General features: G+C 46.9%; 20 protein-coding genes. All 20 read left to right on the forward strand.

Annotation, left to right across the window (positions count from 1 at the left end; genetic code table 11):
• Window positions 1-4 precede the first annotated feature (4 nt).
• The 20 genes from opp4B (at window position 5) to yycH (ending at window position 26,580) form a co-directional block, all read left to right on the forward strand.
• Window positions 5-967 carry an oligopeptide ABC transporter permease gene (gene opp4B, locus ABXS70_RS26285; protein WP_342553552.1) on the forward strand — a complete coding sequence of 321 codons (963 nt, stop codon included), beginning with the start codon at window positions 5-7 and terminating at the stop codon, window positions 965-967.
• 28 nt (window positions 968-995) lie between these two features.
• On the forward strand, window positions 996-1,901 hold the full coding sequence (locus ABXS70_RS26290; RefSeq protein WP_342553551.1) for an ABC transporter permease: 906 nt from the start codon (window positions 996-998) through the stop codon (window positions 1,899-1,901).
• A 19-nt stretch (window positions 1,902-1,920) separates the two neighbouring features.
• Complete coding sequence (locus ABXS70_RS26295; protein ID WP_366292049.1) at window positions 1,921-3,747, forward strand: oligopeptide ABC transporter substrate-binding protein; 1,827 nt, start codon at window positions 1,921-1,923, stop codon at window positions 3,745-3,747.
• Between the two features lie 222 nt (window positions 3,748-3,969).
• A complete protein-coding gene (locus ABXS70_RS26300; RefSeq protein ID WP_366292052.1) occupies window positions 3,970-4,866 on the forward strand; it encodes a D-alanyl-D-alanine carboxypeptidase family protein in 897 nt (298 codons plus the stop codon).
• Between the two features lie 107 nt (window positions 4,867-4,973).
• Window positions 4,974-7,400, forward strand: a complete 2,427-nt coding sequence (locus ABXS70_RS26305) for an alpha/beta fold hydrolase (RefSeq protein WP_342553548.1) — start codon at window positions 4,974-4,976, stop codon at window positions 7,398-7,400.
• Window positions 7,401-7,659: 259 nt separating this feature from the next.
• Window positions 7,660-9,255, forward strand: coding sequence for an MFS transporter (locus ABXS70_RS26310; protein WP_366292055.1), 1,596 nt, complete (start codon window positions 7,660-7,662; stop codon window positions 9,253-9,255).
• Window positions 9,256-9,489: 234 nt separating this feature from the next.
• Complete coding sequence (locus ABXS70_RS26315; protein WP_342553546.1) at window positions 9,490-10,524, forward strand: LCP family protein; 1,035 nt, start codon at window positions 9,490-9,492, stop codon at window positions 10,522-10,524.
• Window positions 10,525-10,719: 195 nt separating this feature from the next.
• Window positions 10,720-11,148: a CBS domain-containing protein gene (locus tag ABXS70_RS26320; protein WP_342553545.1), complete on the forward strand. Its 429-nt coding sequence runs from the start codon at window positions 10,720-10,722 to the stop codon at window positions 11,146-11,148.
• A 203-nt stretch (window positions 11,149-11,351) separates the two neighbouring features.
• Window positions 11,352-11,654, forward strand: a complete 303-nt coding sequence (locus ABXS70_RS26325; RefSeq protein ID WP_090923575.1) for a MazG-like family protein — start codon at window positions 11,352-11,354, stop codon at window positions 11,652-11,654.
• Entirely contained in the window at window positions 11,651-12,571 is a 921-nt protein-coding gene (locus tag ABXS70_RS26330; protein WP_366292060.1) for a DUF2232 domain-containing protein, read from the forward strand. The genes ABXS70_RS26325 and ABXS70_RS26330 overlap by 4 nt, the downstream gene beginning before the upstream one ends.
• 11 nt (window positions 12,572-12,582) lie before the next feature.
• Window positions 12,583-14,580, forward strand: a complete 1,998-nt coding sequence (locus ABXS70_RS26335; protein ID WP_342553543.1) for a DHH family phosphoesterase — start codon at window positions 12,583-12,585, stop codon at window positions 14,578-14,580.
• Window positions 14,577-15,020, forward strand: coding sequence for a 50S ribosomal protein L9 (gene rplI / locus ABXS70_RS26340; RefSeq protein WP_342553542.1), 444 nt, complete (start codon window positions 14,577-14,579; stop codon window positions 15,018-15,020). Before ABXS70_RS26335 ends, rplI begins: the two co-directional genes overlap by 4 nt.
• A 1-nt stretch (window position 15,021) precedes the next feature.
• On the forward strand, window positions 15,022-16,383 hold the full coding sequence (dnaB, locus tag ABXS70_RS26345) for a replicative DNA helicase (protein WP_342553541.1): 1,362 nt from the start codon (window positions 15,022-15,024) through the stop codon (window positions 16,381-16,383).
• Window positions 16,384-16,824: 441 nt separating this feature from the next.
• Entirely contained in the window at window positions 16,825-18,111 is a 1,287-nt protein-coding gene (locus ABXS70_RS26350) for an adenylosuccinate synthase (RefSeq protein ID WP_366292065.1), read from the forward strand.
• A gap of 237 nt (window positions 18,112-18,348) precedes the next feature.
• The gene (locus ABXS70_RS26355) at window positions 18,349-19,044 is read left to right on the forward strand and encodes a hypothetical protein (protein ID WP_366292068.1); all 696 of its coding nucleotides are present in this window, start codon (window positions 18,349-18,351) and stop codon (window positions 19,042-19,044) included.
• 457 nt (window positions 19,045-19,501) lie between these two features.
• Entirely contained in the window at window positions 19,502-20,275 is a 774-nt protein-coding gene (locus ABXS70_RS26360) for a methyltransferase domain-containing protein (protein WP_342556488.1), read from the forward strand.
• A 676-nt stretch (window positions 20,276-20,951) separates the two neighbouring features.
• A complete protein-coding gene (locus tag ABXS70_RS26365) occupies window positions 20,952-22,484 on the forward strand; it encodes a peptidoglycan DD-metalloendopeptidase family protein (protein WP_366292071.1) in 1,533 nt (510 codons plus the stop codon).
• 259 nt (window positions 22,485-22,743) lie between these two features.
• Window positions 22,744-23,466 (forward strand): response regulator YycF, encoded by a 723-nt coding sequence (gene yycF / locus ABXS70_RS26370; RefSeq protein ID WP_342553537.1) that lies wholly within the window; start codon window positions 22,744-22,746, stop codon window positions 23,464-23,466.
• Window positions 23,466-25,316 (forward strand): cell wall metabolism sensor histidine kinase WalK, encoded by a 1,851-nt coding sequence (gene walK, locus ABXS70_RS26375; protein ID WP_342553536.1) that lies wholly within the window; start codon window positions 23,466-23,468, stop codon window positions 25,314-25,316. The genes yycF and walK overlap by 1 nt, the downstream gene beginning before the upstream one ends.
• Window positions 25,291-26,580 (forward strand): two-component system activity regulator YycH, encoded by a 1,290-nt coding sequence (gene yycH, locus ABXS70_RS26380; protein ID WP_366292075.1) that lies wholly within the window; start codon window positions 25,291-25,293, stop codon window positions 26,578-26,580. The genes walK and yycH overlap by 26 nt, the downstream gene beginning before the upstream one ends.
• Window positions 26,581-26,722 lie beyond the last annotated feature (142 nt).

Consider the following 26,722-nt stretch of genomic DNA (forward strand, 5'->3'; position numbering starts at 1 on the left):
CCATATGTGGAAAACTATTGTACGCCGAATATTCATAATGATACCTCAAATCATTTTACTTAGCATTTTGGTCTTCCTGATGGCCAAAGCCATGCCAGGGGACGCATTGACAGGATTGCTCGATCCGAGTGTTGATCCCAAAGCGTTAGAAGAACAGCGTGAGCGGCTGGGGCTGAACAATCCATGGTACATACAGTATTGGGACTGGATCAGCCATGCTGCTTTAGGTGATTTTGGACAGTCCTTCCGTTTCAAAATGCCAGTCACAGATCTCATTGGTCAGCGTATCGCAAATACGTTCTGGCTTGCCCTAGCGACACTTGTCCTCACGTATCTTATCGCTATTCCACTCGGTATTATCAGTGGTCGTTATAATGATACTTGGTCTGACCGCTTGATTACTGGATATACGTATCTGGGTTTTGCAGCACCGCTGTTTATTTTCGCTCTGGTTATGGTTTGGATCTTTGGTTTCCGTTTTGGCTGGTTCCCGACCGGAGGAAGTGTAGCACCGGGGCTTACACCAGGGACTTTTGAATACGTGATAAGTAAAATTCACCACTTGCTGCTGCCAGCGTTATCAATGGCGTTAATCTCCACCGTATCAACTGTACAGTATCTGCGCAGTGAGATCATTGATATCAAACATAAGGAATTCGTACTTACGGCGAGAGCCAAAGGTGCTTCGGAATCCCGAATCTACAACAGACATATTTTGCGAAACTCCCTACTCCCAATTGCTGCCTTTTTCGGTTATGAGATCACGGGACTGATTGGCGGTACCATCTTTATTGAAAGTATATTCAGCTATCCGGGCATGGGACAGCTGTTCCTAAATTCAATCTCGTTACGGGATTTTAGTGTAGTTACAGCACTCGTATTACTATACGGGATCGCTACTATTTTAGGATCGCTGCTGTCTGATATTATTCTGGGATTGGTTGATCCGCGTATTCGCATTAAGTAAGAACTTGAAGATTTTGGGGTGAAAACAGATGAGCAGTGCCAATGATGTTGTTATAACTTCACAGAAGATTGATAAGAGCCCTTCCAGCTTGAAAATATTATGGCGTGAGCTGGTCAGGGATAAAGTAGCCCTCATTTCGCTTATATTTTTGGGGTTGATCATCGTCTTAGTATACGGGGCCTCCATGATCCTAGATCAGGACGAAATTGTCAAAGTTGATTTGTTTGCATTATATGAGAAGCCTTCTGCACAATATTGGCTCGGCACCGATTATGGTGGACGCGATGTATTTGGACAGCTGGTTATTGGAACAAGAAACTCATTAACTATCGGCATCTTGGTTACCTTGATGACTGGATTTATCGGAATTCTGGTCGGAGTACTATCCGGATACTTCGGAGGCATGATTGATAATATGTTCATGCGTGTGGTGGATTTCTTCATGATCCTTCCATTTCTGATGCTGGTTATTGCTTTTGTCACCGCAGTTCCCAAATATAATATCGTTTCATTTTCACTAATTATGACTGCCTTCTTGTGGATGGGGATTGCAAGGCTGATTCGCTCGAAGGCTCTTCAAGAGGGTGAACTGGAGTATATTAAAGCATCCAAAACACTTGGTTCTTCTCACTTTAAAATTATTGTATCTCAGCTTCTTCCCAACCTGAGTTCAATTATCATCGTAACGATGACGTTGAATCTGGCAGCGAATATCGGCCTTGAATCCGGACTGTCTTTCTTGGGATTCGGTTTCCCGGAAAGCACGCCAAGTCTTGGAACACTCGTAAGTTATGCACGTAATCCGCAAACTTTGGAATACAGATGGTGGATATGGCTACCTGCATCACTACTGATCCTAGTATTGATGTTGAGTATAAATAATGTCGGACAGGCCTTGAAGCGTGCGACGGATGCAAGACAAAGAAGAGGTTAAAAAAAGGGAGGAAAGGTTCATGAAAAAGGGATTGTTTTCACGAGGACTATTTTTCACGATGATGCTGGTCTTTGTATTGGCGCTTGCGGCGTGCTCCGAAAAAGAGGCGGCAACTCCTGCACCGGGAGCAAAAACAGAAGAAGGAAAAACGGAGGAAAAACCCGCGAATGAAGAGGGTGTATATTCCATCGAAGACTTCAGCAATGTGAAAACAAATGAGGGTACAGCGATTGAAGGCGGATCAATTACATTTGGTCTCGTATCGGATACAGCTTTCGAAGGTACATTGAACTACAACTTTTATTCCGGCGCACCAGATTCAGCTGTATTAGGCTGGTTCGACGAAGGTTTGCTGACTTGGGATAAAGACTATGTTTACACGAATGATGGTGCAGCAACCTATGAAACTTCCGAAGACGGCAAAACGTTTACACTCACGATTCGTGACAACGTAAACTGGCATGACGGCAAACCTGTAACGGCAGAAGATCTGCAGTTTGCTTATGAAGTGATTGGAAGCAAAGGCTATGATGGCCCACGTTATGATGGTAACTTTACAAGCGTAGTAGGTATGGATGAATTCCATGCTGGAAAAGCAAAAACGATCTCGGGTATCAAAGTGCTGAGCGACAAAAAGATCAGCATTACGTATAAAGAAGCGACTCCATCCCTCCTGACAGGTGGCGTATGGACGTATCCTCTCGCGAAACATATCTTTGGCGGCATGGATGTAGCCAAAATGTCTTCTTCCAAAGAAGTACGTGAAAAACCTATCGGTTTTGGTCCATTCAAAGTAGAAACAATTACTCCAGGTGAGTCTGTGACTTATGTGAAAAACGAAGACTACTGGCGTGGTGTTCCAAAATTGGATAAAGTGACACTGAAAGTAATCAACCCGACAACGGTTGTTCAAGAACTGAAATCTGGCGGTGTAGATCTGGTAGACTCCTTCCCGACAGATCAGTATAAAGATAATGCAAACATGTCTAATGTTGAATTCCTGGGTGCCATTGACCGTGCTTATACGTACATCGGCTTCAAGCTGGGATCATGGGACGCAGAAAATGGTAAAGTAGCTACCAATCCGGACGCTAAAATGGCAGATAAAAATCTGCGTAAAGCAATGTGGATGGCTGTAGACAATGATCAAGTAGGTAAACGTTTCTATAATGGTCTCCGCTGGAATGCAACAACACTGATTCCACCGTCCCACCCTGAGTTCCATGATTCAAACAATCCAGGTGTGAAGTATGATCCGGAAGCAGCGAAGAAATTGCTTGATGAGGCTGGTTACAAAATGGACGGTGAATTCCGTACTAAACCGGATGGTTCACCACTCGAAATTAACTTTGCTTCAATGACAGGTAGTGATATTGCTGAGCCATTGGCACGTTATTATGTTCAATCCTGGGCAGCAATCGGTTTGAAAGTAAACCTGGAAATGGTTGAATTCAACAGCTTCTACGATCGTGTTGGTAATAATGGTAAGGATGATCCTAACCTTGACGTGTATCAAGCAGCATGGACCGTGGCTATCGATGTAGACCCTGCTGGTCTGTATGGTCGTGACGCATTGTATAACTTCTCCCGCTTCTCCAGTGAAGAGAACGACAAGCTGCTTGCACGTGGTATCTCTGCTGAAGCATTTGACGTAGAGAAACGTAAAGAAATCTACAATGAATGGCAGCAGTATATGGTAGACGAGGTCCCTGTCTTCCCTACACTGTACCGCGCAGAAATTGTACCTGTTAACAAACGTGTTATGAATTATGCAATTGGTGATGGAACAGGCATATACCTGAGCGATCTGGCTGTCAATGCAGACAAGCCAATGGCTGCTCAGTAATCATTAAATTTCTTCATCTGACTTATGTTAAAGTGCCTTCCATTCAGAAAAAGGTTACTTTAAATTGATGAACTAAACATGGATTTCAACACTCAGATATGGGGTAGTTGGAGTCCATGTTTTTTTTGTAACCAAAATATAAAAAAAATTTAACTTTTTTTCAAAAAAGTGCAGACAAAATGCCTCTTCGCTTCGTCTATATAAGTAAGAGGTGATGAATCGATGAAAATATGGTGGAAACGGGCAGGAATGCTGTTCACTTTACTATTTATAATATATCTGGGAGTAAAACCGGACATGCTGGTCGGTAAACCAGGGATCAAAGCGGAATCGGCTGTCCTCATGGATATGAATTCGGAACAGGTGCTGATGGATTATAACGGCTCTGAAGAGATTGCCCCGGCAGGGGTGAGCAAATTAATGACCGAGCTTCTTGTTATGGAGGCTGCCATGAAAGGGGATATTCTTTGGGATGATCCCGTTAACGTAAGCAGGTATGCCAGTTCTGTGGGCGGAAACCAACTTGCACTCAAACAGGGAGATCGATTCACTGTTCGGGAGCTGTTCCAAGTTGTGGCGGTTTACTCCGCAAATGATGCTGCAGTTGCATTGGCAGAGCACATTAGTGGTTCGGAGCATCAATTTGTACAGCGGATGAATCAAAAGGCTGCTGAGATTGGACTATCAGGGGATACACACTTCACCAATTCTACCGGTTTAAGCGAGGCTATGCTTGGTCCACACCGTCCGGAGGATGTTAAGGGTCAGACGTTAATGACTGCAATGGATGCCTGCAAGCTGGCCCGCTATTTACTTAACCATCATCCTGAGATTCTGAAAACCTCCAGCCAAATGCAGGTGTCGATGCATCATAAAGGGATCTACATGAGCAATACAAACTGGATGTTATCTTCAATCAGCGGCCCTTATGCATATGACGGAAACGACGGATTAAAGACGGGATATGATAAGGGCAGCGGATATCATTTCGTTGGAACGGCTGAGCGGGATGGCAAGCGTCTGATTTCGGTTGTATTTGGAACAGATACACGGGAAGGTCGATTCATTGAGACGCGTAAGCTGTTGAATTATGGGTTCTCCAGCACAAAGTTGAACTAGATATCTGTCAAGTAGGGCTGTCGCTGTCACTGGATGGATGATCATGGTAAAATGAAATACGGATAATTCCATATTATTCTGTAATTCACTTTTAAGGGGGAAAACCTTTGAACTCGATTAGCAAAAAAGTATATGCACTAACGCTGTCCATGGCAATGTCGATTGCCTTGATTCAGCCGGCGGTGCAGGCAGCCGAAGCTGTCAAACCTACAGCATCTGTCTCGGAATCCATCGTTTCCAAGGCAACCAAGACACTAGAGCAGCTGGGATACATAGATGGTACTACCGATGGAATGAAAGAAGAAGCGGCACCCATTACGCGTGCAGAGGCAGCAATGATTCTGCAGCGGGTGCTTGATCTCGATGCTCCGGCAGCACTTACAGGTTTTGCAGATGTTCATTCCGGTGATGCTGCAGCACCCGCAATTTACGCGCTGAAACAATCCGGCCTCATTCAAGGTCAAACGAAAGGTTATGCACCGGATGCTCCACTTACACGGGCTCAGATGGCTTCTTTATTCACACGTGCTTTTGATCTGAAAGATAACGGGATACAGGTGGTCTACAGCGATGCTGACCAGATTCCAGCCGTACATGCGGATGATGCAGTTCGGGTGAAACAGCATTTTATTATTGAAGGCAGCGCATTTAACGCCAAACAGGCGGTGACACATGGTGAGTTCGCAAGTGCACTGTACCTGGCACTAGGCCTTGATGTGAAGAAAGAAGGGGCTATACCGCTTGAAGACTTCTTCAAACAGCCAGCTCAGGCAGGCTTCCAAATGTCACCGGACGGTAAACATCTGGCTTATATGGAGCCATGGAAGGACCGTATGAACATTGTAGTCAAGGCGAACGATCAGGATAAGCCTGTACGTATTACAAGTGAAACAGAACGCAGTATTGCAGGTTTTTCGTGGATAACGAGTGATAAGCTTTTATATGTAAAGGATGCTGCTGGAGATGAGAATTATCATCTATTTATAACCGATATCGATGGTAAAAATAGCAAGGATCTGACTCCTTATCCGAACACAAGAGCGATGCTTGTCGATCCTCTGGAGAGTAATCCAGATGAGATTCTGGTGAGTATGAACAAACGTGACCCAAGAATTTTTGATGTATACCGTATAAACATCAAAACAGGAGAAGCCGTACTTGCTGCCGAGAACCCAGGTGACATTACAGGCTGGATGACAGACCATGAGGGGAAAATTCGGGTGGCGGTATCGAGTGATGGCAATGTATCTTCCCTGATGTACCGTGAAACGGAGGATCAACCTTTCCAGCCGCTGCTGACAACAAAGCTTGGTGATACATTTACTCCGGTCATGTTCACAAGTGATAACAAAAACCTGTATGCCGTCTCCAACCTGGAACAGGATAAAATGGCTATTGTGGAGTACAGCCTCGCAGGTAAAAAAGTGACTAGAACGGTGTTTGAGAACAAGGATGTCGATGTCAGCAGTGTTATACCTTCCAAAGAAAAAGGAAAGATTCTTGCAGCCGTCTATGTGACGGACAAGGTGAAGTACGAGTATTTTGATAATGAGTTCAAGAAATTAATGCAGGATATTCAAGCCAAGGTACCCGGTAAAGAGGTCAGCATTTTAAGTACAAGTGATGATGGACAGGTACTATTTATATCCTACAGTGACAAAGAGATGGGAACGTACTACTTCTACGATTCCAAAACAGGCAAGCTGGATAAGCTGGCAGACACGGCTCCATGGATCGACGAGTCCAAGATGGCAGATATGAAGCCTATTACATTTAAATCTCGTGATGGTCTGGACATTTCCGGTTATCTGACGCTGCCGAAGGGTGCACAGACTGCGGATCTTCCACTTGTTGTACTTCCTCATGGCGGACCGTGGGCTCGAGATTCGTGGGGGTTCAGTCCAGAAGTTCAATTCCTGGCCAGTCGCGGATATGCAGTACTCCAAGTCAATTTCCGCGGATCAGCCGGTTACGGGAAGGCGTTTTTGGAAGCGGGAAATAAACAGTGGGGCAGAGCAATGCAGGATGATCTCACTGATGGTGTAAACTGGCTGGTAAAAGAGGGTACAGTTGATCCGAAGCGGGTAGCTATCTATGGTGGATCATACGGAGGTTATGCGGCTCTGGCAGGCTTGGCCTTCACCCCTGAAGTCTATGCTGCCGGTATCAGTTACGTCGGTCCTTCCAATATCTTTACACTGCTTGATTCGCTGCCGCCTTATTGGGAATCCGAGCGCAACTTGTTCTATGACCGTGTAGGTGATCCTGTGAAGGATAAAGAACTGCTCACAGCAATCTCACCGCTGTTTCACGTTGATCAGATGAAGGCACCGCTGTTTGTCGTTCAGGGTGCAAATGATCCGCGTGTGAAACAGGCAGAGTCCGATCAGATTGTTGAAGCGCTGCGCAAACGTGGGGTGGATGTACCTTATATGCTGAAATTGAATGAAGGTCACGGCTTCGCTAATGTAGATAACCAGCTTGATCTGTATCGTGCCATGGAGAGGTTCCTGAATCGCCACCTTATGCAGTAATCAAAATGGAGGTTGTACTCTGATTCCTATACGGAATGGGGCACAGCCTCCTTTTGAGTTGAATTTCATGAAATCAGGATTTCAGCAGTCACCGGCTCCATAAAATCCATTTCAAACATTATTCATCAATTGACATATAGCTGTCATTTATTTTAAAATGACCAGTGAGTCATTCTTAGTCATTTCAGTTTATATATAGATATCAATACGGACGGTACAAGGGTAAATACAGAAGTTTAGTTCAAGGAGGAGTTACAAAATGCAAAAAGAAATGAAATGGCCGCTAATTCTCTTTGCTGTGGGTGTATTTATGGCTGCGCTGGATAACGGAATCATTACATCGTCGCTGACGACATTAAATGCTTCGTTTGGTGTATCCCCAACATGGGGAGCCTGGACCATTACACTTTACACACTTGGACTTGCGATTAGTGTACCGATTGCAGGCAAGCTGTCGGACCGGTTTGGACGCAAAAAACTGTTCCTGATTGAAGTTGCTTTATTCGGATTGGGATCACTTCTTGTAGCGTTAAGTACTTCGTTTACGTTTTTCCTGATTGCCCGCGTCATTCAGGCACTGGGTGGCGGTGGGATATTCATCATTGCAAGCTCTTATGTACTTAGTAAGTTTCCTGCACAGCGGCAGGGCACAGCTCTTGGTCTTCTGGGAGGTATGAACGGTATTGCTGCCATTTTGGGACCAAATATCGGTGCATTTATCCTTGATATTACCGGAAACTGGCACTGGTTGTTTCTCATCAATGTACCGATTGCCATACTGCTGTTTATCGCCGGGCTCAAGTTTATTCAGGAGGAGCAGGAGTTGAACCGTGCAGCAGTCGATTGGAGTGGCATTGCGGTTCTGACAGTAGGTGTACTGAGTTTGATGTACAGTTTCAGCAACCTCGACGGTGTGAATATGCTTCAAAGTTTGACTTCACCGATGTTCTATAGTTTCTTTCTGGCTGGTGCGGCTGTACTGGTTGTCTTTTATTGGATGGAAAAAAGGTTGGAAGGGTCAGACCGTGAACCGGTCATTTCCACACAACTGCTAAACATTGCATCCTTCCGCTGGACGCTGCTCATTGCCTTTTTCTCTGGAGCCATTCTGGCCTCCGTCATTTTCATTCCAGGTTTTGTCGAGCAGTATCTAGGTGTATCCAGCACTGCCTCGGGGTATTGGTTTACACCGCTTGCACTGGCTTCAGGTATTGGGGCAGGAGGAGGTGGCTACCTTGTTGACCGTAAAGGGCCAATCTGGACGTTATCGGTGGCTGGCCTGCTCTCTGCCATTGGCTTCCTGTTATTCCCGCTGTGGGTAGAGCATATCTGGCAGTTTGTCATTGCGAGTACGCTTGTCGGCATTGGTTTTGGCATGATGCTGGGTGCGCCGGTCAATGTGTTAGTCACCGAGCAGGCAGGAGAGAACAACAAGGGTATTGCAGTAGCAACCAGCTCCCTGTTCCGTCAGATGGCGATGGCGATTGCGCCAACGATCTTTGCCGGGTTTTTGGCTCGGTCCTTTTCAAACCTTGGTTCGAACATTCAGTCTGGTTTGGCAGAGCGTGGGATTCAGGTACCTCAAGCGATGCTGGAGCAGTATGCTTCAGGTGGGGCAGCTGGAAATGATGTTTCCGGCCTGATGGCAGGACTATCCAAGATTCCCGATTCCAATATCCGGGAAACGCTGCTCCAGGCTGTACATCAAACGACAGGCCAAGGTTACAGCGGGCTTTTCTGGTCAGCAGTTATTTTTAGTATACTCACCTTGATCGCGGCTCTTGTTACAGGACGTCTCCGTCAAAAAGAAAAGCAGCAGCAGAAAATGAATGAGTCACTGGGAACATTATCATAAGAAAAAGAAGGGAGAACAGTGAACCTTTTGTAACCAAAAAAGGCGTCGCTGTTCTTTTCAATTTAACCCGATTGTAACTTTTCACAGTGCAGGAATGATTACAATAGAACGAGCATTAGCGCTGCTCCGCCTCTAGAGAAAGAAAAGTTCGGAGAACTGCGTGTCATCTGACGTTATCAGCGTTTAATGAGTAGTAATGGATTTCAATTTTGATAGTGAAGAAGGAATCGATGAATGAAAAGCAGAACTAAAGAGAAGAAGAAGAAAAGTCGCAAAGGCCTATATATAACGCTCTTATCGCTTGTCGTTTTGCTCATTGGCGGTTATGTTTTTCGTCAGCAGCTGGCTGTGGCAGCTTTTGACCTGTTTCTGGCTGATACGGTGGAAGCACAGCTTACACATTCTTATGTGCCGCAGGAGGGTAATAAAACGCCTGATCCAACGGTATATCGTAAAGAGCCGTTCTCTGTACTGCTTCTGGGCTCGGATAAACGTGACTATGAGAAGTCTCGTGGGCGTTCGGATGCAATCATCTATGCTGTAGTTCGGCCTAAGGAATCCCGGGTGCTGCTGGTATCTATTCCACGTGATACGTATGTGCAGATTGCAGGGCGGGATGCTGATAAGGACGGGGTAGACGATTATGATAAGATTGCGCATGCTTATGCCTTCGGCGGGGAGAATATGTCCATCAATACGGTGGAAAATTTCCTTGAGGCCGACGTAGGATATTACGCAACCATTAACTTTCAGGGAATTAAAAAGGTTGTTGATGCTCTCGGTGGTATAGAGCTGCCGATTGATAAGGATATCGTGAACAAAGATCCTAATCATGAAAAGTTCACCATTAAGGGCGGCAAGCCGATCTACGACGGGCAGGAAGCACTATATTACGTGCGATATCGGGAAGACAGTGACTTCAACCGTACGAATCGGCAGCAAATTTTCTTGAACGCTTTTGCCAACAAAATGTTGAATCTGAATCAGATCGCGAAGATCCCTGAACTGTTCCAGATCATGGGGGACAATTTTCAGACCGACATGCAGCCAACCTTCATTATCGATTTGGCGAAGCAGGTACTGACACAGGAGAAACCACAGGTTTCCAGCTTCACGATTTTGAGTGAAGGTATGCGTAAAAACGGAGTATACTACGGTCGCGCTGACAAGAAAGATGTTCAATACGCCAAAGAGCTGATTAAAAACTGGATGGATCAATCGACCCCAGCCGGTGAAGTCATGATTCCTGACCGGCAGAAGATTGAATAGTTAATTCCATACAGATGGGTGTCTACACATAAATCAGCAGTACGACGATGGGCGGGCTGCTGTTTTTTTTTCTTTGTGTGGGGGTCTTCATCGTGTACGCTCTTCATCTTTTGGAACATCATTCGTTCTATAACGTATAATATAAGTTGAGCGAACCAGTTGAACGAGAAATCCACAAGGAGGATATATAAGGGGATGAACATCGCATTTTTTTTGCTGCCCAAACAAGAGGTTACATGTGTAACGTCGGACTCTACGCTGCGGCAAACGCTGGAACGGATGGAGTATCATCGGTTTACAGCTGTGCCTATTTTGAATAAGGAAGGCAAGTACATTGGTACGGTCACGGAAGGCGATCTGTTATGGTATATGAAAAATGCGGAGGGAAAGATAACATTTGAAAACGCTTCAAAATTTCTACTCAAAGATGTTCCGCTAAGGCTTGATATGAAACCTGTTTCCATTAACGCCAATATGGAAGATCTGATTAATCTTGCCAAGGTGCAGAACTTTGTGCCGGTAGTGGATGATATGGAGCGTTTTATTGGCATTGTGAGACGCAGTCAGATTATCGAATACTGTGAGGGGATCGTTGCCAAGGAGTCCATGAAGGCCAAAAGTTGATTTTTTTTCAAAAATTAGTGAAGCCAGCAGGGATAATCACAGCGATTATTACTAATATATATGAATAAGACGTACGGGGCTTCGCATCGTACCTGACATTGAGTTTCGGAGAATTTCTCCGCTTTTTGGGGTAATTTTGCGGGCCCCCTTTTTATGTTATAATCGAGAATAAAGCTTTTTCGGGGGAGAGTGACTTTCGCCAAATGCCTAAAGAACTGGATGTGGCCAAGCGGGCTAAAGTGATTGAATGGCTGAAAACCGAAGTACTTGATCAGGTATCCCGATTATTCAAAGCATTGTGGGAAGGCAGCACGATTCGAATCGGAGATAGTCTTGCCAGTTTAATGATGAGCAGTTACATATTGGGCCGGCGGCTCGGTATTCCGTTTAAGGATCTGGATGCACTGCTTGTTGAGAAGTTGAAAAAGCATAAACAGGAAGGCCACCAGCTCGAAGACTGGTACCAGGATATTTCCGCGCTCGAAGATCATATGCGTAAGAGGTGAATTTGTTGAAATTTAGCTTTAAATCAGCTGTCTGGAGTGGAGTGCTGTTACTTTTGCTGCTTTCACTGCTAACTCCTTTATCGGTACTCTCCATATTTTTTATGTTGATACCCGGAGTTATTTTGTATGCTTCATTACCTGTAACATCATTTGTTTTTCATCTCATACCCGTTGCTATTATTTTAGTCATGGTTAACCCGATTTATCTGTTATTGATGTTGATCTTAATTTTGCCGGCAATTGTTATGGGCAGAGCGTACAAAAAACAGAAGTCGGCGCTGTTTGCCATCATGACAGGTGCCGGAACGATGCTGGCAGAGTATTTGTTGTTACTGCTGATCGGCAGTCTTATTTTTCAATTCGACCTGTCCAGTTACATCAGAGACGTGGTGCAGCTGACCATTGAACCGCTCACCAACCAATCGAATCAGATGATTAACGGTTTTGTGTGGACACCTGAGATGACGGAAGACGTTGCTAAACAGACCCAATTGATGATTCCTTTTGCACTCGTGGTTACATCAATGGTTATGGCATTTATTACACATGTTATTGCTCGTCCGATCCTAAGTGTGATGGGTTTAAATGTGTCCAAGCTTCCGCCTGCTAGAGAATGGCGTATGCCGCGTGCATTGATCTGGTATTACTTCCTGGCATTGATCATTGAAGTGGTCTCCAGACAAAGCGATGGATCATACTGGAAAATGATTGCTATGAACTTGTCGCCGTTAATTAACCTTGGTTTCATGATTCAAGCTATCGGATTCTTCTTCTTCCTCTCACATATAAAAAGATGGAACCCGGTTATTCCATTTTTACTGGGAGCGGCCGTGTTTTTCATTGGTCCGCTTCGCATTGTCGGAATTATCGATCTGGCGTTCCCGCTCCGTGAGGCAATATCGAAATCAAAACGATAGGGTGATGAGTCATGCCTAAATTTCTGAAGAAACGCTGGCACGGCTATTATACCGTATGGGCGTTCATACTGCTGCTGCTGCTCGTGATGTTTGTAACCATCTATAACTGGACGCTTGGTTTGATTAGTCTGATAATGGCTTCGGCGCTGGGGATCGTCATGATTAAGGCAGAACTTGCGTTCCGCCGGGAGCTTAACGATTACATTAACGGCCTCACCATTCGTATCAAACGTATGGAGGGAGAAGCAGTCAGCATGCTTCCATTCGGAATTGTGCTGTACAGCGAGGATCGTACGGTAGAGTGGCATAACCGCTTCGTTGCAGAGATGTTTCATGAGAAAACAGTGGTTGGCAGTTCACTGCCTAATCTGTTTCCCAATCTCCCCCAACCGAAGGAGAAGAAGGATAAGGACGGGTCAAAGGAACCTTCATCCAAGGAGTTTCATGATGAATTTCAACTAGATGATCGGTATTATGGTGTCATTCACAACCCGCAGGAACGCTATGTATATGTGTACGAAATTACAGAGCTGGCTGTGCTGCGGGACAAATATGAAAATGAACGCATTGCGCTGGGTATTCTCGTTCTGGATAATCTGGACGAGGCAGCCCAAGGCATGGATGACCAGCAGCGTACGGCACTGATTGCAAGAGTCACCAGTGAAATTACAGCTTGGGCAAAACAGTATGGAGTATATCTGCGCCGTCTTTCATCCGATCGCTACTTGATGATGCTCAACCATAAAGCGCTGCAGGAACTCGAACAGAGCCGATTTGTCATTCTGGATGAAGTTCGGGAGATGACGGCAGATCTGAAAGTGCCAATGACATTGAGCATCGGACTTGCATTTGGTTCGGACAGCATCAGTGAGATGGGAGAGCTGGCACAGTCAAGTCTGGACATGGCCCTAGGACGAGGCGGGGATCAGGCGGCTGTGAAGTCGGGCCAGCGCTTATCTTTTTATGGCGGAAAGTCAAATGCGGTGGAGAAACGTACCCGGGTTAGAGCCAGGGTTATCGCACATGCACTGCGCGACCTGATGCAGGAAAGTGACCGAGTACTCATTATGGGGCACAAAATGCCGGATATGGACGCGATTGGTGCATCCATAGGGGTCTGGAAGGCCGCGAGTCTGTATAACGTTGAGGCCCGGATTGTGCTGGACGGGGTGAATCCGTCTATTGAACGGTTAATGGAACAGGTGCACAAAGACGAGAGGCTTACGAAAGCTTTTGTCTCGCCAGAGCAGGCCACTCAGATGATGACAGAGCACACCCTGCTGGTGGTTGTAGATACGCATAAAGCGTCTATGACGATGGAACCTAAACTTGTTCAGGCTGCAACCCGAGTGGTTGTAGTCGATCACCATCGTCGGGGCGAAGAATTTATTAATGACGCGGTACTGATTTATCTGGAGCCTTACGCGTCATCTGCAGCTGAACTTGTGACAGAGCTTCTGCAGTATATTCACGAGAAGGTGCAGTTTACTCCGCTTGAGGCAACGGCGCTGCTTGCTGGCATAACACTGGATACGAAGCATTTTGCGCTGCATACCGGCTCCAGAACGTTCGAAGCAGCAGGCTTCCTTCGGCGCAGTGGTGCAGACACCATTATGGTCCAGCGATTGATGAAAGAGGATTTGTCAGAATATATTGCTAAGGCAGAAATCATAAAGCATGCTAAAATGGTATATGGGAACATTGCGCTGGCGGTCACAGACCCCGGTAGCAGAATTTCACAGATGATGATCGCCCAGGTGGCGGACACATTGTTAAACATGACCGACGTGGCTGCTTCATTTGTCATTAGTGAGCGCACGGATGGACTGATTGGCATCAGTGCGAGATCACTGGGGCGCATGAATGTTCAGGTGGTCATGGAACGGCTTGGCGGCGGCGGCCATCTAACTAATGCTGCTGTACAGCTTGAAGGAACGCTGGGAGAAGCGGAGAAACGGCTGATGAACGTTCTGGCTGAAATCGAAAAGGAAGAGGGGTTGTTCGAATGAAAGTCATTTTTATAAAAGATATGAAGGGTCAAGGCAAGAAAGGGCAGGTAAAGGAAGTATCTGAAGGGTACGCTCAGAACTTCCTGCTGCCGCGGGGAATTGTACGTCTGGCAACCGAAGGCAACATGAAGACACTCGATAACCAGAATGCTGCGGAAGAAAGACGCAAACAGGAAGAAAAGGCTGAAGCAGAAGTTCTAGCGAAAAAGCTGGAAGCGGAAGTGACAGAGTTGAAAGCAAAATCCGGCGAAGGCGGCCGTTTGTTCGGTGCAATTACAAGTAAACAAATTGCTGAAGCTTTGTCTAAAAAGGGCTTGAAAGTAGACAAACGCAAAATCGAGCTGGATGAGCCGATCCGTACACTTGGTGTTACACAAGTGACAGTCAAGGTTCACCCTGAAGTGAAAGCTGCTCTGAAGGTACAGGTAACGGAGGAGTAAGATGGGCGGCGAAATGTTATTCGACCGGATTCCCCCGCAGAACCTGGAAGCCGAACAGGCAGTGCTGGGTGCAATCCTACTGCAGGGCGAAGCCCTGATTACAGCGATGGAACGGGTGCAAACCGAGGATTTCTACGATAAGCCCCATCAACTGATCTATGAAGCAATGATCCAGCTGGGTGAGGAAAATCAACCGATTGACCTTGTTACGCTGACATCGCGTCTGAAGGATAAAGGTGAGCTGGAAGACATTGGTGGCGTCAGCTACCTTGCCAAGCTAGCACACGGTGTGCCTACAGCAGCCAATGTGGATTATTATGCACAGATTATTGAAGAAAAATCGATGCTTCGTCGTCTGATCCGTACAGCAACACAGATTGTGAGTGAAGGATACACAGGCGGAGAAGACGTGGCAGCCATGCTCGGCGAAGCGGAACGACGCATACTGGAGATTTCCAACCGGCGTTCCAGCAGCGGCTTTATCGCCATCCAGGACGTACTCATGGAAGTGTTCGATAAAGTTGAAACGCTGCATCAAAACCGAGGAACTACGACCGGGATTCCATCGGGCTTTATTGACTTGGACAAGATGACCGCCGGATTTCAGCGCAGTGACTTGATCATTGTAGCTGCGCGTCCATCCGTAGGTAAGACAGCCTTCGCTTTGAACATCGCTCAGAACGTAGGCATTCGTGCACAGGAAACGGTCGCTATCTTTAGTCTCGAGATGTCCGCAGCACAGCTTGTGCAGCGTATGATCTGTGCGGAAGCCAATCTGGATGCGGGAGTTCTTCGTACTGGGGAATTCAAAGGAGACGAGGACTGGCAGAAGCTGACGATGGGTATTGCTGCTCTCAACGAAGCCAATATCTATATCGATGATACGCCTGGTATTACGGTGGCAGATATTCGTGCGAAATGCCGTCGTCTCAAAAAGGAGAAGGGCCTCGGCATGATCCTGATTGACTATCTCCAATTGATCAGTGGACGCGGCAAAGCCGGGGAGAACCGTCAGCAAGAGGTATCCGAGATTTCACGTACACTGAAACAAATTGGCCGGGAACTGGAAGTTCCGGTTATCGCTCTGTCCCAGCTCAGCCGGGGTGTAGAGCAGCGTCAGGACAAACGTCCGATGATGAGTGACTTGCGGGAATCGGGTTCGATTGAGCAGGATGCGGATATCGTGGCGTTCCTGTACCGGGATGACTACTATAACCAGGAAACCGAGAAAAAGAACATTATCGAGATCATTATCGCCAAGCAGCGTAATGGTCCGGTAGGAACGGTAGAGCTGGTCTTCCTTAAAAACTTTAACAAATTCGTCAACTATGAGAGGGCGCATAATGATGCCTTTGCGATGTAAGGATAGACTGTGATGGCCCCGAAAAGGGAAATACATTCTATCCGAAACCATCTGCAGCAGGATGCTCAGATAGTTGAATATCAGGATTTATACCATATACAGCGTGAAAATAAGCAGGTGTAGAAATGCCGGTGAATGCAGTCGAGGTAACTAAGACTGGGATCACCGGTTTTTTGCGGTGAAATACAGGTTCAATTCCGAACATTAAAGATACACCAATTATAATTGTTCGCCATTTCATTTGACTTTGAAAATGGGTACTGGTACACTAATACTGCTGCGTTAAAGCAGTGTAAACCTTCCCTTCAATGTAAAGGAAGGAAATCTTTACTGTCCGTTAGCACGCTTCTCAGTCGGTTTACTGCGCAACATGCCTGCCGGGATAGAGGACGGACAGACCAATACAAAGGTGCGCAAGGCACCCACGGAGGTATGTTAACTATGTCAACGGTAGTTGTAGTGGGAACGCAATGGGGAGACGAAGGTAAAGGTAAGATTACGGATTATTTGGCGGAAAGCGCAGATGTGGTTGCTCGTTACCAAGGTGGTAACAATGCAGGCCATACGATCCTGATCGACAATAAAAAATATAAATTGACGATGATTCCATCGGGTATCTTTTACACGGACAAAGCCTGTGTCATTGGTAACGGTATGGTGATCAACCCGAAGGCACTTATTGAAGAAATTAATTATATTCATGATAATGGCTTTACAACGAAAAACCTGTCCATCAGTGAACGTGCACACATCATTCTGCCATATCACATGGTCCTGGATGCACTGGAGGAAGAGAGCAAAGGTCCAAACAAAATCGGTACAACCGGCAAAGGGATTGGCCCTTGTTACATGGACAAATCTGCACGGATCGGTATCCGTATGGTAGATCTGATGGATGCAGAAGATTTCGAATTGAAACTGCGTCATCTGGTTAAAGAGAAAAATCGTGTCATTGAGCAGGTGTACAACGGCACGCCAGTGGATGTAGAAGAGATTCTGAAGGATTACCTCGGCTATGCAGAAGTCCTTCGCCCTTATGTGAAGGACACATCCGTTGTGCTGAATGATGCTATTGATGAGAACAAAAAAGTGCTGTTTGAAGGTGCACAGGGCGTAATGCTGGACCTTGACCAAGGTACGTATCCTTATGTTACATCATCCAACCCGTCAGCTGGCGGTGTATGTATCGGTTCAGGTGTTGGTCCGGCTCGTATTCAACAAGTGATCGGAGTAGCCAAAGCTTACACAACACGTGTCGGTGATGGTCCATTCCCGACAGAACTGCATGATGCGATTGGCGACCAGATCCGTGAGACGGGTCATGAGTACGGAACAGTAACCGGGCGTCCACGCCGTGTGGGCTGGTTTGACAGTGTTGTTGTTCGTCATGCTCGCCGCGTGAGCGGTATTACAGGTCTGTCTCTGAACTCGTTGGACGTTATGACAGGTCTTGAGACAGTGAAAATCTGCACAGGTTACAAATTCCGGGGCGAGGTTATTACTCACTATCCCGCAAGCCTGAAAATGCTGGCCGAGTGTGAAGCGGTATATGAAGAAATGCCTGGTTGGAGCGAAGATATTACAGGAGCGAAGAAGCTGGAGGATCTTCCAGCGAATACGCAAAACTATGTAAAACGTGTATCCGAGCTGACAGGCATTCCGATTGCCATCTTCTCTGTAGGTCGTAACCGTGAGCAGACAAATCCGGTTTTGCCGATCTATGTATAAAATAATAACGGGTTAATATATTCACCTCCAGCTGCTGCTTATATAGGGGCAGCCGGAGGTTTTTTTGTGTCTGTTTCGGATATAATCCCGAGATTTCCGTCAATACTGGCTAACAGGATATAAGTTGAACGAAAGACATGTATACGAGCAATAGGTGACAGTGTCTCAGCTTATAAAATTCGCATATTCCAATTCTATGTGGATGAAGTGGACAAAATGGAGGGAGAGAAACAGAAGATGAAGCTGCTGATGTGGTTTGTCAAAATGGTGCTCACCGTGATGCTGGTCAGTTCACTGACCCTGCTTACGACAGGACTAATCGTACAATCGTATGCCAAATCATTGCTTGCCAGTTTTAATATAGAGTGGGAAGGCCAGCCTACGGGCCTAATGGGCATGTTCCAAGGTGCTTTAGGCAGCAAGCAGTCCAGTGAGGGAGAAAAGTCCGGAAATACGTCAACGGATGAACCAGCCGGAACAGAAGAGGAAAAGGTCCCGGAGAATTCAATTTCCGTTATGGGTAATGGAACCTCAAGTGGAGAAGCCGGTAATCCAGAGTCATCTGGCAGTGGTAAAACATACGAAGCAGATACAGGTAAAACTTCTGGAACCGTGAATGGGGATGAAACAGCTGCCGGAAGCGGACCCGAAGGTGGCAATGCTGCAAACAGCGGCAATCCGCCAGGAAGTGATGCAATTGTTGTTTCGCCAGATGATATTACGGGAGCTAAAAACAAGCTGCCGACGGAGGAAAAAGAACGTATTTTTACGCTGCTGATGAACAAGCTGCCCCAGAAGGAAATGCAGCAGATATCCGGAGCAATGGAGGGCGGGCTGACGGAGCAGGAACTGCGGGATATTGAGCAAGTGATCTCCAAATATCTTACGAGTGAGGAATATGACGATCTTATGGAAGTGCTTCAGGCGGAATAAAAGAGACCAGACATATGCTGTACGGGCCAGTTTCTCGACAAAGGGGCATCACGCCCCTATGGTTAGACTTGACTGCATATTTCTCATATAATGGTATGAAACACTAAACTTTATAGGGTCCGGCAGGATACAACATCTAACCGTAGACTGATATAGAACGTAAACAAGATACGGCAGAGATGTTTCCGGTGCAGTATGAGTCTTGGAGCTGCCGCTCGATTCAGGAGGAACAAGACATGAAAATGAATGTTAAAGAGCACGATATATAACAACCTTCTCCCGCTTCAATACTGTTTTCCCGGCCGCGGGTCCGTGGTCCTCCATTCAGGTCTCAGTACATGAGGTACGTTATACCCAATGAGAACATGAGTAGAGAAAACGGGAGGAATTATAGATGGATACTATAAATTTTAAGTACACAATGTCAAAGATTTCGGCGGGACATCCTGCCGCAATTATGAAGCGTTTTGAGCAGGGACTGCAGGAAGCAGAACAGCCATTTCACGGCTGGGATTTTGGCTATATTACAGGTAGTGGGCGTATGCAGAGCGGTGTGCTGCCTTGGTCCTATGGAACGATGGCACGGAGATGTATAAAAGGCGCGAAGCGCATGCTGGATATGGGTACAGGCGGAGGAGAGCTGCTGTCGAGCATGCTCCCCCTCCCTGCATATACCTGTGCGACCGAAGGATACATTCCAAACATAGCAGCTGCCAGGGAGCGTCTGCTGCCTTTGGGTGTAGACGTGTTTCCTGTGACGGATGACACGCAGCTCCCTTTTGCGGATGGGGCATTTGATCTAATTCTCAATCGGCATGAATCTTATGATCCACAGGAAGTATGGCGTGTACTCTCGGAAGAAGGAGTTTTCCTGACACAGCAGGTGGGCTGGTCTGATTGCCGGGAGATTAACGATCGGTTAGGCATTCCCCTGCCAACGGATTATGCCGAGTGGGAGCTGGAATTTGCTGCAGACCAGTTACGGGAGCATGGATTCCACATCTGGGAGCAGCATGAAGCTGCACCCGCCCAGCGTTTCTATGATATTGGTGCACTCGTTTATTATCTAAAGACGATTCCATGGCAGGTGCCTGATTTTGAAACGGAACGATTCCGTGAACCTTTATGGCAGATTCATCTGGAGATCGAGCAGCATGGATTTTGGGAAGTGCAGCAGAAACGGTTCATCATAGGTGCAGCTAAGAGATCGAATGGTGCAGGGAAAGAATGAATCATTATTAAGGGAATGACGAGTCTGCCATAGACATAAACAAAGTTATTACTAAAACCTTCATTAGAGTTGAACTGATGGAGGTTTTTTTTATATCTTTTTTTGGTTTCCTTTTTGTATTTACATGAAAATGGCTTGTAATTAAGTAGGTCTTAGAACCTAGTCTTAGATTGAGAGAAAAAGTACATAGTACAGCAGAGGTTGAGGCATAATGTTTGATGGAACAAAAGCCCCAATGGGTGGATATATCAGGAAAAGCAGTCGGGACGCGGATTTATGATGTGAGGGTAAGAGTTGAAATGACTGTAAAACCTGTGTTAAAGTATACGGGTGTGATAAAAGGTTAAAATTTTGACACTTTTGTGCACACAGCTAAAGTCCTGATTTTACGAAATTCCATATTATATAACTTACTTGCATAAGACGCCTATATAAGTTGAACTATTCATTTACACAAAAACGGAGAGGACAGAAAAAAACTGAAAAAGCGAAGCGGTCGCCTTTATCACCGGATTTTCCCCTTTGGAAGAGGGCATCTAAAAAAATCTGGGGATAACAGCGATTGGAAGGTTATTCTGTCATCGGAGTGTTCCGTGTAAAAACTTCTAATTCAACTTATATAAAGGTGATGTCTGATCGAAAATGCGGATGAACAAGTGCTGAAAAGGAGAGAATCATGAAAGGTTTCAGAGGCAAGCGCCAACCGGATCAACACCGGGTACACGAACAATCCGGAGAACACCGGACGGCCGAAGACAAAAACAGCATGAGCATGTCCAACTTCAGTTCAAATAAGAAGAAAATTCTGTTGTCGCGTAAATGGATCATTACCACAGCGTGCGGCATTCTGATTGCAGCATCGGTTGGATTCGGAGTAAAGCAATACGTAGCTTCTAACACGGTCCCTTATTATAAAGTTATGGTCAAAGGCACCGAGGTGGGCACCATTGCAGATGAGGCACAGCTGCAGCAGCTGTTTGCCAAAAAAACCGAGGAATACCGAAATAAGTATCCGGATGCAGAGATGGTGCTGAACACAGACGGGATCACAACGGAGACGGTACGGGCATATAAACCGAAAGTGAACAGCGAGGAAACGCTGGATAAACTGGGGAATATGTTAACGGCTTACGCTAAAGGCGTGGAGCTCAAAGTGAATGGTGAGGTTGTCGGCATTGTGAAGGATCAGGAAACAGCAGATAAGATCCTGCAGCAGGTGCAGAGCAAATACATACCGGCATCGGCTTTACGCAGCACACTGAAGACCAAGTCGGTATCGGCTAATTCCTCCAAAAAGGATAAAGGGCCAAGTACAACACTGAAATCCGTAGACATCAAAGAAGATGTGACAACCGATACGGTGAAGGCAGACCCGAATAAAATATGGGACATGACCGAGGCGGTTAAAGCTTTAACCGTTGGTAAAGACGCGCCTGTAACCTATGTGGTGCGAGAAGGAGATACGATTTCTTCCATCGCAGCCAAATATGAAATTACACAAAGTGAGATCCGTAAACATAATCCGGGCATCAAAGAGACATCTCTCCAAATTGGACAGGAGTTGACTTTGACTGTACCCAAACCGGCAATCACTGTTAAATCAGTGGAACAGGTAGTGGAACAGATTGAAGTTAAACCGCAGGTGGAGGTGCGTAAAAGTGCTGAGCTGAAGGCGGGTACGACCAAGGTTGTTCGTCCAGGACAGAGCGGGCTTAAAAATATGCAGTATCGCATTACCAAAGAAAACGGTGAAGTTGTCCGGGAAGAATGGCTGGGCCAGGAGGTCATTAAAACAGCTGTAACTGAAGTTGTACTGAGCGGAACTAAGGTGGTTGGCGAAGGCACAGGCCAATTCGCGTGGCCAGTATCCAATGCCACCATGAGCAGCAGCTTTGGTCAGCGCTGGGGCCGACAGCATAAAGGCGTCGATTTAGTAGGTAATCGTGATGTCAAATCTGCAGATGAAGGCGTGGTTACATTCGCAGGACAGAAGAGTGGATATGGGAATGTTATCATTATTAACCATCGCAACGGATACGAAACACTTTACGGTCATTTGAACAGCATCGGTGTAGATGTTGGTCAAGTGGTGGAAAAGGGAGACAGTATTGGTGTGATGGGTAATACAGGACGTTCTACGGGAACCCATCTGCATTTTGAGATCATAAAAAATGGTTCGGCAGAGAATCCCATGACCTATCTGAATTAATTATAGAGCACAAGGCATCAGGTGATGATGCTGCCGGGAGAACAAGGTTGGCTGTAAAGCTGGCCTTGTTTTTTGATATGAAATAATTTTGATGGAAACCGTTTCCAACGATCGGATCAGGATGTGACGGTGCCTCAGGTATGTTAAACTAAAGAGAGTATAGATCGATGACAGCAGGAACTGCATTTGAGGCAGTTCAAATAGATTAGAGAGACAGCGCCAATGGCGGATTAAGCAGGATATAGGGGTGAATCAGCCGATGCAGGGGAAGATTTTGGTGGTGGACGACGAGCAGCCCATCGCAGACATTCTGAAGTTTAATTTGGAAAAAGAGGGATATGAGGTCATCTGTGCGTTTGATGGTATTCGTGCGGTGGAACTGGCGTTATCCGAAAAGCCGGATCTAATGCTTCTGGATCTGATGCTTCCGGGTAAGGATGGAATGGATGTGTGCCGCGAAGTGCGTGCTCATCTGGAGATGCCGATTATTATGCTGACAGCCAAAGACGGTGAGATCGACAAAGTGCTTGGTCTGGAGCTGGGGGCGGATGATTATGTCACCAAACCTTTTAGCACACGGGAGCTGCTCGCACGGGTTAAAGCACAGATGCGCAGACAGCAGAAACCTGCAGCGATTGTAGAGGCACCCGAGGAAGAAGGGAAGCAGGTTTTGCGGCTGTTTGATCTGGCTTTTGATATGGACATGTATACCGCGTATAAGGGCGGAGAACCACTTGATCTGACACATCGGGAATATGAGCTGCTCTATTATATGGCCAAGCATTCCGGCAAGGTAATGACACGAGAGCATCTGCTGCAGGCTGTATGGGGATACGAGTATTTCGGTGACGTACGTACGGTAGATGTGACCATTCGCAGACTGCGGGAGAAAATTGAAGAAAATCCGAGCAAGCCGGAAACCATTCTGACTCGCCGGGGGCTTGGTTATCTCGTGCGCAGTGCCAAAAGCGTGGGGATATAATGGGCCGATTCTCGCAATTTTCGTTCTTTCGAACGATTCAGGCGAAATTAATTATTATTTATGTACTGCTGATTCTGATTGCAATGCAGTTGATCGGCGTTTATTTTGTGAGTGCAATGAAGAACTCGCTTACGAGCAATTTTACGGAGGATTTACAGGCACGTGCAGAGATGCTTTCCGTGCTGGTGGGCGAGACGCTGGCTGGCGGAGAGGCGGAAGCCGGTGAGGACAAAACGGAGAACCTGCGTGTGCTCGTCAACAACCTGTTTAACATCAACGGTGCCGAGATTCAGGTGCTGGATGCCAGCGGCAAGGTGCTGACCACTTCGCTAAGTTCACATTCCGATTATATCGGGCGAAAAAACACCCAAACCGTTGTCAGCCGTGCGCTGCAGGGCATTCGGGATAATGAGGAATATATCGTCGATGAGGATAATGTTCGCAAAAAGGTCGTAGCCAAACCGGTGTTATCCGGCGGCAAGATTATCGGTGCGGTTTACATCGCCGCTTCAATGAACGAACTGTACGCAACGATGGAGGGCATCAACAAGATTTTCATCTCCGGCATTCTGATTGCCCTCGTGTTAACCGCCGTGCTGGGTGTTATCTTGTCGCATACAATTACCCAGCCTATTAAGGAAGTCACCAGGAGGGCGACAGCGGTCGCGGAAGGGAATTTCGATCAGCAGACACCGGTATTCGGTACGGATGAGATCGGACAGCTCAGCCGGGCATTTAACTATATGACCAGCAGATTGCGGGATGCTCTCTCTCAGAACGAAGAGGAGAAGGAAAAGCTGACCTCCATTTTGACCAATATGAGTGATGGCGTTGTCGCTACAGATGAGTATGGCAAAGTGATTCTGGTCAACCGCCGTGCCAGCAGCATTCTCGGTATGCGTCCTTCCGATATTGAAGGCAGGCATTTTGCTGTCCTACTCGGTATCGATCCGGAGGATGCGGAAGCGCTGGCCAGTGGGTTTACCGGATCAACACTGCTGCAGATTGCCCCCGCAGGCCAGGAGGAGCCGGTGGTGATTCGTATGACTTTCACGCCCGTACATCGGCGCGAGCTGGGAATTACCGGCACCATTGCAGTGCTGCAGGATGTAACAGAGCAGGAGGAGCTTGAAGCCTCCCGGCGTGAATTCGTGGCGAATGTATCGCATGAGCTGCGTACGCCGCTGACGACGATTAAGAGCTACGCTGAAGCGCTGGATGATGGGGCATTGGAAGATCCGCAGCTTGCGGGACGTTTTGTCGGTGTCATTCAGAACGAGACCGAGCGTATGATTCGCCTGGTTACAGATTTACTGCATTTATCGAGGCTGGATTCCAAGGAGGCACTGCTGCGCAAGCAGCCTATTGATGTTTTGGAGATGCTGGAGGAAGTGACAGATCGGTTCTCCTTCCAGATGCATCAGAAAGATATTCAGTCTGTGCTTTCTGTGGAAAACGATATTCCACCTGTGCCGCTGGACCGGGATCAGATTGATCAGGTTCTGGACAATGTGGTGTCCAATGCACTGAAATATACGCTGGAGGGCGGCACTATTACGATTGCTGCCCGGCGCAGCGATGAACATACGTTAGCGATCTCGGTGTCGGATACGGGTATGGGTATTCCACAACGAGATCTGGATCGGATATTTGAACGCTTCTATCGCGTTGACAAAGCACGCTCCCGCAGCATGGGCGGCACAGGGCTGGGATTATCCATTGCCCGGGAAATTGTTAAGGCTCATGATGGAAGCATCTCACTGGAATCTGAGGTAGACGTGGGAACAACGGTAACTTTTACACTTCCAATGCGTGATAAAGGGGGTGAGCACCTTGAAGGAACGGATTAAATCTCTGGTGCTCGCTTCATTGGTTGCTGCCAGCCTGATCCAGAGCTACTTCTTGATCTATCGTTTGCCTGGGGGCGGCGACTCGGTTGTGACTTCCGAAACCAACTATGTAAAGACCGAGAACATGGGTCAGGAGCGTAATATTGAGGAGTTAATTTTTCCGGATCAGATGATTATTCATCTGGGACAGGACAAACATACGGTGTTCTACCCTGGCAATACATTTTATCAGTTGATCTATTCCAGACTAAAAGGCCGAACGTTCGAGGATTTCCAGCGTCGCAATGTACAGTCCGTGAAATGGGATCAGATCCGCAAGGAGAGCCCTGGCTTTGAGTTGTCGTTTAAGGAAGGCATGCCGGTGGCTTTGTTACAGCGGGTGATGCGTTTGGGGACAGATTCTCTTTTTCAGGGAGAAACGATTAACCGCATTGCGATATACACTGCCCCGGATGAGACGAAGGCTCACGCACTCTTCTTCAGTGCGAAGGGAGATGTGGTCTACGAGGCTGCACAGGCAGACCTAACAGTACAGGACGTGAAGCAGCATGTCGATTTTGGTACGAGCTGGACACCCTACACGCTGATGGAAGGCGGATATTATATTCCGGCACAGGCACTGGATACGATTGAGGCGGATGTCCCGACAGGGCAGTTTACGGTGGAGCAGATGCAGCGCAGTCTGTTCTTTGATCCAAGCATGACCCGGAATATTCGGGAAAAGGATGGGTCTGAGATTTACACCGACAGCAAACGCAGTCTGCAGGTGAAACAGGAGCAGCGCTGGATTAGCTACACTGACCCGGCAGCACCGCCAGCAGGACAGAGTGATGCGTCCAAGGACGCGCTGTCTGCAGTTGATTTTGTAAATCAGCATGGGGGCTGGAAAGGGCGTTCGCGCATGATGCTGAGATCAGCTGACAACAAAACGCAGCTCCAGTTCCAGCAGTACTACGGCAGTTTTCCGATTATGGATTCAATGCAGTTCCGCTTCGGCACGATCAATATGGAGATGCAGCAGAAGACGGTGTCGAGCTATGAGCGATCCTTGGAATATCTGAACGAAGGTACAGAGACGAAGAAGTCGATCAAGCTGCCTGGCGGGGACAAGCTTAAAAATCTGATCCGCAAGGTAGCCGGCGAAAACCGAAAAGTTGTTGACGTGTACCCGGCTTATCGTCCATCTGCCATGGAGGATGGGCTTCGGTTGATTCCGGTATGGGTTATCCGATTTGGGAATGGTGAGGAAACGACAGTTTCTTAGCTGTTATGCAGGAAGAGTGGATGAGGCCGCTTCAGACGGTGCAGGCTGTTGAAGTAATCTAGGGTACTCAACGACACTGGGCTAAATTCTAACGAATCACAGAGGACGCTAAATGCTGGATTTGGGGGAGTTGGGCAATCTA

This window comes from Paenibacillus sp. AN1007 (assembly GCF_040702995.1).
Classification (GTDB): Bacteria; Bacillota; Bacilli; order Paenibacillales; family Paenibacillaceae; genus Paenibacillus.